The sequence below is a fragment of the Rhizobium sp. PEPV16 genome (assembly GCF_008919455.1).
Taxonomy (GTDB): Bacteria; Pseudomonadota; Alphaproteobacteria; order Rhizobiales; family Rhizobiaceae; genus Rhizobium; species Rhizobium leguminosarum_Q.
Window position 1 is genome coordinate 18,591 of record NZ_VSZV01000349.1, and the last position, 10,327, is coordinate 28,917.

A 10,327-nucleotide genomic window follows, 5' to 3' on the forward strand; every position below is an offset into this window, starting at 1 on the left:
CCGTCGCCGATCTCGACGGCGATGGAATGACGCGCATCATCTGGCAGCTCATCAAGGATAAGCTGATCCATCCGTATCTTGACCTCGACATCGACTATTTCGACCTCTCGGTCGAAAACCGCGACGCCACCAACGACCAGGTCACTGTCGACGCCGCCAACGCCATCAAGAAGTACGGCGTCGGCATCAAGTGCGCAACGATCACGCCGGATGAAGCCCGCGTCAAGGAATTCAACCTCAAGGAAATGTGGAAGAGCCCGAACGGCACGATCCGCAACATCCTCGGCGGCGTCATCTTCCGCGAGCCGATCATCTGCAAGAACGTGCCGCGCCTCGTTCCCGGCTGGACCAAGCCGATCGTCGTCGGCCGCCACGCCTTCGGCGACCAGTACCGCGCCACCGATTTCAAGTTCCCCGGCAAGGGCAAGCTGACGATCAAGTTCGTCGGCGAAGACGGCACCGTCATCGAGAAGGAAGTCTTCAACGCACCGGGCGCCGGCGTTGCCATGGCGATGTACAACCTCGATGAATCGATCCGCGAATTTGCCCGCGCTTCGATGATGTATGGCCTGATGCGCAAGTGGCCGGTCTACCTGTCGACCAAGAACACCATCCTCAAGGCCTATGACGGCCGCTTCAAGGACATTTTCGAGGAAGTCTACGAGACCGAATTCAAGGATCAGTTCAAGGAAGCCGGCATCACCTACGAACACCGTCTGATCGACGACATGGTCGCCTCGGCGCTCAAGTGGTCTGGCGGCTACGTCTGGGCCTGCAAGAACTATGACGGCGACGTCCAGTCCGATACCGTCGCCCAGGGCTTCGGCTCTCTCGGCCTGATGACCTCGGTTCTGCTCACGCCCGACGGCAAGACGGTCGAAGCCGAAGCCGCTCACGGCACGGTCACCCGCCACTACCGCCAGCACCAGAAGGGCCAGGAAACCTCGACCAACTCGATCGCCTCGATCTTCGCCTGGACCCGCGGCCTGGCGCACCGCGCCAAGCTCGACGACAATGCCGAACTCGCCCGCTTCGCCGCGACGCTCGAAAAGGTCTGCGTCGACACCGTCGAATCCGGTTTCATGACCAAGGACCTGGCGCTGCTGATCGGCCCCGACCAGCCGTGGCTCTCGACCACCGCATTCCTCGACAAGATCGATCAGAACCTGCAGAAGGCCATGGCGTAAGCCGGCCTTTCCGAGATAACATCGAAGCGGCGGGGATTTCCCCGCCGTTTTCATTTTGGGAGAATGAACCGATGACGGCCATCCTGCGACCGCTCGAACCCTTTGACCGAGCCGCTTGGGAACCCCTTTGGGAGGCCTATCAGCGCTTCTACGAAGTGGTCATCCCGCCCGAAACCACGGATCTCACCTGGGCTCGTTTCCACGATCCTGACGAACCGATGCATGCGCTCGGCGCCTTTGACGAAGACGGCCAGCTTGTCGGCATCGTCCATGCCATCTTTCACCGTTCCTGCTGGCTGCCGCAATGGACCTGCTCCCTGCAGGATCTCTATGTCGACAACAGCCAGCGCGGGCTCGGTACCGGTGCCGCTTTGATCGAGGCCGTCGCCGACCTCGCCCGCGCCAACGGCGCAGGCAGGCTCTATTGGATGACCCACGAGACCAATGCAACGGCCCGCCGGCTCTATGACAGGATCGCCGAGCGCTCCGGCTTCATCCAATATCGCAAGGCGCTCTGACGATCGGGCCTTGCAGGCAGACATCGCTGCGCTATTGATTCCGTGGGACCAAATAACGGCAACACGAGGAGGACGTCATGACCGAAGAATTGGTATTCTATACGAACCCGATGTCGCGCGGCCGCATCGCGCGCTGGATGCTGGAGGAGATCGGCCAGCCCTATCGCACCGAACTCCTGACCTTCGGCGAAACCATGAAGGCGCCGGAATATCTCGCGGTCAATCCGATGGGCAAGGTGCCGACGATCCGCCATGGCGACACCATCGTCACCGAATGCGCGGCGATCTGCGCCTATCTGGCCGAGACCTTCCCCGAAAAGGCGCTGGCGCCGAGGCCGGAGGAGCGCGCCCGCTATTATCGCTGGATGTTTTTTGCCGCCGGTCCGCTCGAATCGGCGGTGACGATGAAGGCTCTCGGCTTCGAAATTCCGAAGGAACGCCTGCGCATGGCCGGCTGCGGCAGTTTCGGCGACGTCATGAACACACTCGAGAAAGCCGTCTCCGCTTCGACCTACATCACCGGCGAGCGTTTCACCGCCGCCGACGTCTATGTCGGCTCCCATATCGGCTGGGGCATCGGATTCGGCGGCATCGAAAGACGCCAAGCCTTCCTCGACTATGTCGGCCGCATCAGCCAGCGCGAGGCCTACAAGCGGGCGAACGCCCTTGACGACGAAGCCGTCAAGACCATGCAGGCCGCCTGAGTCTCGAAGGCACGGCAGATCCGCCGCGCTCCCGATCGGGGCGTCAGACGAGCGGCATGTGAATATCCGTCAAAAGCTCGGTCGGCGACACCTCGCGCGGATTGTTGAGATATTCCTCGAACATGACACTGTCCTTCAGCTGCCGGCCGGATTTCGGCAGCCATTCGGCAAAGAGCCACTGATAGGACTTGGACATGTCGGCATAGGGACCCTTGTGGCGCAGCACCGCATAATCGCCGCCGTCGATCGTGCGCCGCTCGAAGGGTGACGCCGACGGCACTTCGGCAGCGCCGGTGACGCAGGCGATTGAGCGCAGCTTTTCCTCCGGCACAAGATCGGGATCGTCGAGATAGACGCCGATCATCCGCATGTCGGGCTTGGCGAGGCCGCGGGCGTAAAGCGTGCCGAACAGCGTCTCGAAGGCCTTGTCGATCTGCATGTAGGAGCCGGTATGGGCAACGCCGATCAACTCGATCGGCCCGATCTCGCGTATGGTAACGTCTAACATGGCTTTGGTCTTTCCGTTAGGTGAGGGCTCATAGGCTGTGTGGCTTCCCTCTTTCCGGTAGCGGGCCGGCGGCATGCCGTAGACCGACTTGAAAATACGATTGAAGGATTGGAGATTGGGATAGCCTGATCGCTTCGCAATTTCACTGACGGCAAGTTCCGTGCGGACGATCTCGCCCGCCGCGTGATGCAGCCTGAGCCGCTTGACGGTGGCCGCCAGCGTCTCGCCATAAATCGCCCGGTAGATCCTGTGCCAGTGATAGCTCGACATGCAGGCGATTTCGGCAAGGCGCTCCATATCCAGCTCCTCGTCGAGGTGGTCGTGAATATAGGCCGAAACCCGCCTCAGACGGTTTTCATAAAGTGCCCATGCCGTGTCGCCATTCATGTCGGAACCTCGTGCAAATCGATCGGCTTGAGAGAACCATAACCCGATTTGACAAATCCTGCTGACTTGAACCTTCGGCGAATCCTGCGTAGACCGGAATTCCGGCTCGAACCCAAAAGGAATGATAGATGCCGGATTTTTCAACATTAATGCTCTTTGCCGCCGCAGCGCTGGTGCTGACCGCCACGCCCGGTCCCGACATGCTGCTGATCGCCTCCCGCAGCATCAGCCAGGGACGCGCTGCCGGCTTCCTGACCTATGCCGGCATCGCGCTCGGCACCTATTGCCACGCCCTTGCCGCAGCCTTTGGGCTGTCGCAGCTCTTCATAACCGTGCCGGCCGCCTATGAAACGGTGCGCTGGGCCGGCTGTTGCTATCTTTTCTATCTCGCCTACAAGACGGTCCGCTCGGAAGGCATCGCCTTTCAGCCGGCATCGACGCTGAAGCGACTGTCGGGCCGGCGCATCTTCTTTGCGGGCCTTGCCACCAATCTGCTCAATCCGAAGATGGCGCTCTTCGTCATGGCGCTCTTTCCACAATTCGTGAATGCGTCTGCCGGGTCGCTGACGATGCAGATGCTGATACTTGCAAGCATCCTGAACGGAATCGGCCTCGTCGTGAATGGCGCCGTGATTTTCCTCGGAAGCACGATCCGTTCGAAACTCCAATCGGCGAGCCGTTTCCCGAAGTTACCGCAATACATTCTGGCAACGGTCTTCACCGGGCTCGCCTGCCGCCTGGCGTTGCAGTCGCGAAACTGAACATCGCGTGGCCACGGGTCGATGAAAACAAAACCGGCTGCGAAATCCATGATCTCGCAGCCGGTTTGAATTTCAAACTGTTGTCAGGCGGCAATTCAGCCGGCGAGTGCCACGGCAACCGCCTCGATCGCCTCGTCGGCCTTCGATCCGTCGGGGCCGCCGGCCTGCGCCATGTCGGGGCGGCCGCCGCCGCCCTTGCCGCCAAGGGCGGCAGATGCGATGCGGACGAGATCGACGGCGCTGTAGCGCTGCACGAGATCCGGTGTCACCGCCACCACAGCACTTGCCTTGCCGTCGTCGGACACGCCGACGAGCGCAACGACGCCCGACCCGATGCTGGTCTTGCCGTCATCGGCAAGCCCTTTCAAATCCTTGGGATCGACGCCCGAAATCGCCTTGCCGAGGAACTTGACGCCGGCGACTTCGCGCACGGCATCGACCGAGCCGCCCTGCCCGCCGCCCATGGCGAGTTTGCGCTTGGCATCAGCCAGCTCCTTTTCGAGCTTGCGGCGCTCGTCCATCAGCGCTTCGACACGCGCCAGCACTTCGCCCGGCTGCACCTTCAGCGAGGCGGCAAGCGTCTTCACGCGTTCATCCTGTTCGGCCAGATATTCCCGCGCCGATTCGCCGGTGACGGCCTCGATACGGCGAACGCCGGCGCCGACGGCATTTTCGCCGAGAACGCGGATCAGGCCGATCTGGCCGGTGGCCCCGACATGCGTGCCGCCGCAGAGTTCGATCGAATAGGGCTTGCCGGCCTTGGCGCCACGCACGCCCTCGCCCATCGCCACGACCCGGACTTCATCGCCGTATTTTTCGCCGAACAGCGCCATCGCGCCTTCGGCGATCGCATCGTCAACGCTCATCAGCCGCGTAGTAACCGGCGAATTCTGCAGCACGATCTCGTTTGCCATATCTTCGACGATCTTGAGCTCCTCGGCCGACATCGGCTTCGGATGCGAGACATCGAAGCGCAGGCGCTCGGGTGCCACCAGCGAGCCCTTCTGGGCAACATGGGTGCCGAGCACTTCGCGCAGCGCCTCATGCAGCAGGTGGGTCGCAGAGTGGTTGGCGCGCAGCCGCGAACGGCGGGCATGATCGACCGTCAGCACCACGGCATCGCCGTCCTTGAACACGCCGTCGATGACAGTACCCTGATGCACGAACAGGCCTTCGCCCCTCTTCTGCGTATCCGAAATCTCGATCTTGCCGTGGTCGGACGAGATCACGCCGGTATCGCCCATCTGGCCACCGGATTCGCCGTAGAACGGTGTCTGGCTAACCACGATCTGCACCTTGTCGCCGGCCTTGGCCTCGGTGGAAACCGCGCCCTCTTTGACGATCGCCTGCACGACGCCTTCAGCCGTTTCGGTGTCATAGCCGAGGAATTCGGTGGCGCCGTGTTTTTCCTTGAGCTCGAACCAGACGGTTTCCGTCGCCTTCTCGCCGGAACCGGCCCAGTGCGAGCGGGCTTCGGCCTTCTGGCGCTGCATCGCATCGGTGAAGCCGGAGATGTCGACGCCGATCTCACGGGCACGCAGCGCATCCTGCGTCAGATCGAGCGGGAAGCCGTAGGTGTCGTAGAGCTTGAAGGCGGTCTCACCATCCAGCATATCGCCCTTGGAAAGATCCGTCGTCGCGTCCGACAGAAGCGACAGGCCGCGTTCCAGCGTCTTGCGGAAGCGGTTTTCCTCCAGCTTCAGCGTTTCCGAGATCAGCGCCTCGGCGCGCACCAGTTCCGGATAGGCGCGGCCCATCTGCTGCACCAGCGTCGGCAGCAGCTTGTAGACCAGCGGTTCCTTGGCGCCGAGCAGCTGTGCATGGCGCATGGCGCGGCGCATGATGCGGCGCAGCACATAACCGCGGCCCTCATTCGACGGAAGCACGCCGTCGGCGATCAGGAAGGCTGAGGAGCGCAAATGGTCGGCGATGACGCGGTGGCTGGCGCTGCCTTCCGCCTTGACGCCCATCGTGTCCTCGATGGTGCCGATCAGCGTGCGGAAGAGATCAGTGTCGAACACGCTCTGAACGCCCTGCAGAATGCAGGCCATACGCTCCAGCCCCATGCCGGTATCGATCGACGGGCGAGGCAGCGGGTTGCGAACGCCAGGTTCGGTCTGCTCGAACTGCATGAAGACGAGGTTCCAGAATTCCAGGAACCGGTCGCCATCTTCCTCCGGTGAGCCCGGAGGGCCACCCCAAACATTCTCACCCTGGTCGATGAAGATTTCCGAGCACGGGCCGCAGGGGCCGGTATCGCCCATCTGCCAGAAATTGTCCGAGGTCGAGATGCGGATGATCTTGTCGTCGGAAAAGCCGGCGATCTTCTTCCACAGCGTCGCAGCTTCCTCGTCCTCGGAATAAACGGTCACCAGCAGACGGTTCTTCGGAAGGTCGAAGCCTTCGGTAACGAGCTTCCAGGCAAGCTCGATCGCATTCTCCTTGAAATAGTCGCCGAAGGAGAAGTTGCCGAGCATCTCGAAGAAGGTCAGGTGGCGTGCAGTATAACCGACATTGTCGAGGTCGTTGTGCTTGCCGCCGGCGCGCACGCATTTCTGCGAAGTCGTCGCCGTCGAATAGGGACGTTTTTCGAGGCCGGTGAAGACGTTCTTGAACTGCACCATGCCGGCATTGGTGAACATCAGCGTCGGGTCGTTGCGCGGCACGAGCGGGCTCGACGGAACGATCTCATGGCCGTTCTTCTTGAAATAGTCGAGGAAGGTCGACCGGATATCGTTCACGCCGCTCATGCTATGCCCTTCAATGCTGCCGGAGGCAGGTAAATTTAAATCCATCGGCTTTTAACGTTCGCCCCCGCCACTGTCCAGCAGACAAACAAAACCGGCCGCATTCTCATCAGGAATGCGGCCGGTTGGAACTGTCCGATGAGTTTAGGCGCGAAAATTACATTTCCGCAGTGGCATCGCCATCACCGTCATCGGGCTCTGGTCCGCCGTTCTGCAGGAAGCGGTCGGCGATCAGGCCAGCATTCTGGCGCAGCGACAGTTCGATCTCGCGGGCGAGATCCGGATTGTCGCGCAGAAAGGTCTTGGCGTTTTCACGGCCCTGGCCGAGACGCTGGCTGTTATAGGAGAACCAGGCGCCCGACTTCTCGACGATGCCGGCCTTGACGCCGAGATCGACCAGTTCGCCGGTCTTGGAAACACCCTCGCCATACATGATGTCGAACTCGACCTGCTTGAAGGGCGGCGCCATCTTGTTCTTCACGACCTTGACGCGGGTCTGGTTGCCGATCACCTCTTCGCGCTCCTTGACCGCGCCGATGCGGCGGATGTCGAGGCGCACGGAGGCATAGAACTTCAGCGCATTGCCGCCGGTCGTCGTTTCCGGCGAACCGAACATAACGCCGATCTTCATGCGGATCTGGTTGATGAAGATCACCATGGTGTTCGACTTGGAGATCGAAGCGGTGAGCTTGCGCAGCGCCTGGCTCATCAGTCGCGCCTGCAGGCCGGGAAGGCTGTCGCCCATCTCGCCTTCGATTTCGGCACGCGGCGTCAGTGCCGCGACCGAGTCGACGACGAGAACGTCGACGGCGCCGGAGCGCACCAGCGTATCGGTGATTTCGAGCGCCTGCTCGCCGGTATCGGGCTGCGAGATCAGAAGGTTCTGCAGGTCGACGCCAAGCTTGCGGGCATAGACGGGATCGAGCGCATGTTCGGCATCGACGAAGGCGCAGATGCCACCCTTCTTCTGCGCTTCGGCAATCGTCTGCAATGCAAGCGTCGTCTTACCGGAGCTTTCCGGCCCGTAGATCTCGATGATGCGGCCCCTCGGCAGGCCACCAACGCCGAGTGCAATATCGAGACCAAGCGAGCCGGTCGAGATCGTCTCGATCTCGACAACATTCTCGTTGGAGCCGAGTTTCATGATCGAGCCCTTGCCGAACGACCGCTCTATCTGTGAGAGTGCCGCTTCAAGCGCCTTGCTTTTGTCCACCGATTTGTCCTCTACCAGCCGCAATGAATTCTGAGACATCCGATCCACCTTTAGGTTATTGAAGCCGCTCAAGCAATGTCGAGTTTGTACCCCATTTGTTCCATTCTCGCAATAGGCGATCAAACAGTTGAAAGAAAAAGGTAAAACGACACGTGTTCTGCATTTGTTTTATCAATGAAAAGCAACGGCTTAGGCCAAAAGTGCCGACTCGGCCGCGGCAGGGCGCACCGTATCGATTCGTCCTTCGGGCATCGGGAGAGCCGATCGGATGAAGAAAAAGATTCTTGTTCTCGGCGGCGCCCATATCGACCGGCGCGGCCGAATCTCCGGAGAGACGGCGCCTGGCGCCAGCAATCCCGGCACCTGGTTCGAGGAGCCGGGCGGCGGCGGTTTCAATGCGGCGCGCAACCTGGCAAGACTTGGTTTTCAGGTGACGATGATCTCGCCGCGCGGCGGCGATCCGATGGGCGAGACGGTCGGAGAAGCTGCCGATTTCGCCGGCATCGACGACCGGCCCTTCGTCTTCCTCGACCGCAAGACGCCGAGCTACACGGCGATCATCGAGAAGGACGGCAATCTGGTGATCGCCCTCGCCGACATGGATCTTTATCGCTTCTTCGTGCCGCGGCGTCTCTCCATCCGCTGGGTGCGGGAGGCCTTCGCCGCGCATGATTTCATCCTCGTCGACGCCAACCTGCCGGAAGAGACGATCGCGGCGATCGTCGCAAAGGCACGCTCGCTAGGCAAGCCCGTTGCGGCAATCGCCATCTCGCCGGCCAAGGTCGTCAGGCTGAAGCCTTGCATCGGGGATATCGACTACCTGTTCCTGAATGAGGCTGAAGCTGCCGCCCTTGCCGGTGAGCGGCCGGAAGACGCCGCCGGCTGGCTACCTTTGCTGAACCAGATCGGCATCCGGAACGCCGTCGTCACCCGCGGCCGGCGTGAGCTCGTCGTGCTTTGCGAGGGCCGCGCCGTGACGCTGCAGCCGCCGATCGCCGACACCGTTGCCGATGTTACGGGTGCCGGCGATTCTCTTGCGGCCGGCACACTCGCCGCATTGATATCAGGCCTGCCGCTCGAAGAAGCCGTCCGCCACGGCACCGCGGCCGCCACGCTGACCGTGCAGTCACGGCATGCCGTCAACGAAAATCTGACGCCCGATCTGCTGAATGAGGCGCTTGCCCTTGTTCCCGAGGTCAGAATTCTGCATTGAAGCGGCTAATTAAATAGTTGAGCATGATGTCGTCCGAAAACCGCTCACACTTTTCGGCATCATGCTCTGTCGATCACAGGACAAGACCATGACCAAGCCCATCTCCCCTCTTCTGCCGATAGCCTATTCGAAGGAAGTCGCCAGCGCCAAGCAGCGCGGCGCGCCGTTGGTAGCACTGGAATCGACGATCATCACCCACGGTATGCCCTATCCCGGCAATATCGAGATGGCCCGCAGCGTCGAGGCGATCATTCGCGAACAGGGTGCGGTGCCGGCCACGATCGCCGTCATTCACGGCACGCTGCATATCGGCCTTGAAGCTGCGGAACTGGAGCAACTCGCCAAGGCAACCGAAGTGATGAAGGTGTCGCGCGCCGATCTCGCCTTTGCCATCGCCGAACGCCGCACCGGCGCCACCACGGTCGCGGCGACGATGATCGCGGCGGCGCGCGCCGGCATCCGTGTCTTTGCCACAGGCGGCATCGGCGGCGTGCATCGTGGCGCCGAAGAAAGCTTCGATATATCAGCCGATCTCGAGGAACTGGCGCGCACCGGCGTCATCGTCGTCTGCGCCGGCGCCAAGGCGATCCTCGACATTCCGAAGACCCTGGAAGTGCTGGAAACCCGCGGCGTGCCTGTCGTCACCTATGAGAGCGAGGAATTCCCCGCTTTCTGGTCGCGCTCCTCGGGCATCCGCAGCCCGCTGTCGCTGAACAGCCCGGCCGCCATCGCCAATTTCCAGACGGTGCGCGAACAGCTCGGCATCGACGGCGGCATGCTCGTCGCCAATCCGGTACCGGAGGCAGACGAGATCGCGAGCGAGGAGATGGAAATCTATATCGAGCGGGCGCTCGACAGCGCCGAGCGCGACGAAATCACCGGCAAGGCCGTGACGCCCTATCTGCTCTCGACCATCTTCGACCTGACGGATGGCCAGAGCCTGAAGACTAACATCGCGCTCGTCGAAAACAACGCGCGGCTTGCGGCTGAGATTGCGGTGGCGCTGGGTGAGTGAGGACTACGGGCCGTCGGCGGCGCCACGCAAGCCCCCTCTGCCCTGCCGGGCATCTCCCCCACGGGTAGGGAGAT

The 10,327-nt window shown here is 61.7% G+C and carries 9 protein-coding genes; 6 read left to right on the forward strand and 3 right to left on the reverse strand.

Features of this window, described 5'->3' with window-relative positions; all coding sequences use genetic code 11:
• The 3 genes from FY112_RS29870 to FY112_RS29880 all read left to right on the forward strand — a co-directional run.
• Nucleotides 1-1,187 (forward strand): NADP-dependent isocitrate dehydrogenase (locus tag FY112_RS29870; protein ID WP_151519987.1); only part of this gene is annotated, 1,187 nt, incomplete at its 5' end.
• A 71-nt stretch (nucleotides 1,188-1,258) separates the two neighbouring features.
• Nucleotides 1,259-1,705, forward strand: a complete 447-nt coding sequence (locus FY112_RS29875; protein WP_151519962.1) for a GNAT family N-acetyltransferase — start codon at nucleotides 1,259-1,261, stop codon at nucleotides 1,703-1,705.
• A gap of 77 nt (nucleotides 1,706-1,782) precedes the next feature.
• Nucleotides 1,783-2,409 (forward strand): glutathione S-transferase family protein, encoded by a 627-nt coding sequence (locus tag FY112_RS29880; RefSeq protein ID WP_017960661.1) that lies wholly within the window; start codon nucleotides 1,783-1,785, stop codon nucleotides 2,407-2,409.
• 43 nt (nucleotides 2,410-2,452) lie between these two features.
• Here FY112_RS29880 and FY112_RS29885 read toward each other — a convergent pair whose 3' ends face one another.
• Nucleotides 2,453-3,304: an AraC family transcriptional regulator gene (locus tag FY112_RS29885; RefSeq protein WP_017960662.1), complete on the reverse strand. Its 852-nt coding sequence runs from the start codon at nucleotides 3,302-3,304 to the stop codon at nucleotides 2,453-2,455.
• Between the two features lie 128 nt (nucleotides 3,305-3,432).
• On the opposite strand from FY112_RS29885, the gene FY112_RS29890 reads away from it, so the two are divergent.
• Nucleotides 3,433-4,065, forward strand: coding sequence for a LysE family translocator (locus FY112_RS29890; protein WP_131629947.1), 633 nt, complete (start codon nucleotides 3,433-3,435; stop codon nucleotides 4,063-4,065).
• 95 nt (nucleotides 4,066-4,160) lie between these two features.
• Here FY112_RS29890 and alaS read toward each other — a convergent pair whose 3' ends face one another.
• Together alaS and recA are read right to left on the reverse strand one after the other, a co-directional pair.
• Nucleotides 4,161-6,815 carry an alanine--tRNA ligase gene (gene alaS, locus FY112_RS29895; protein WP_017960664.1) on the reverse strand — a complete coding sequence of 885 codons (2,655 nt, stop codon included), beginning with the start codon at nucleotides 6,813-6,815 and terminating at the stop codon, nucleotides 4,161-4,163.
• 154 nt (nucleotides 6,816-6,969) lie between these two features.
• Complete coding sequence (gene recA / locus FY112_RS29900; RefSeq protein ID WP_026158706.1) at nucleotides 6,970-8,064, reverse strand: recombinase RecA; 1,095 nt, start codon at nucleotides 8,062-8,064, stop codon at nucleotides 6,970-6,972.
• 229 nt (nucleotides 8,065-8,293) lie between these two features.
• Here recA and FY112_RS29905 point away from each other — a divergent pair, with 229 nt between their 5' ends.
• The gene (locus FY112_RS29905; RefSeq protein ID WP_131629948.1) at nucleotides 8,294-9,238 is read left to right on the forward strand and encodes a carbohydrate kinase family protein; all 945 of its coding nucleotides are present in this window, start codon (nucleotides 8,294-8,296) and stop codon (nucleotides 9,236-9,238) included.
• Nucleotides 9,239-9,326: 88 nt separating this feature from the next.
• Nucleotides 9,327-10,253 carry a pseudouridine-5'-phosphate glycosidase gene (locus tag FY112_RS29910; protein WP_131619827.1) on the forward strand — a complete coding sequence of 309 codons (927 nt, stop codon included), beginning with the start codon at nucleotides 9,327-9,329 and terminating at the stop codon, nucleotides 10,251-10,253.
• Nucleotides 10,254-10,327 lie beyond the last annotated feature (74 nt).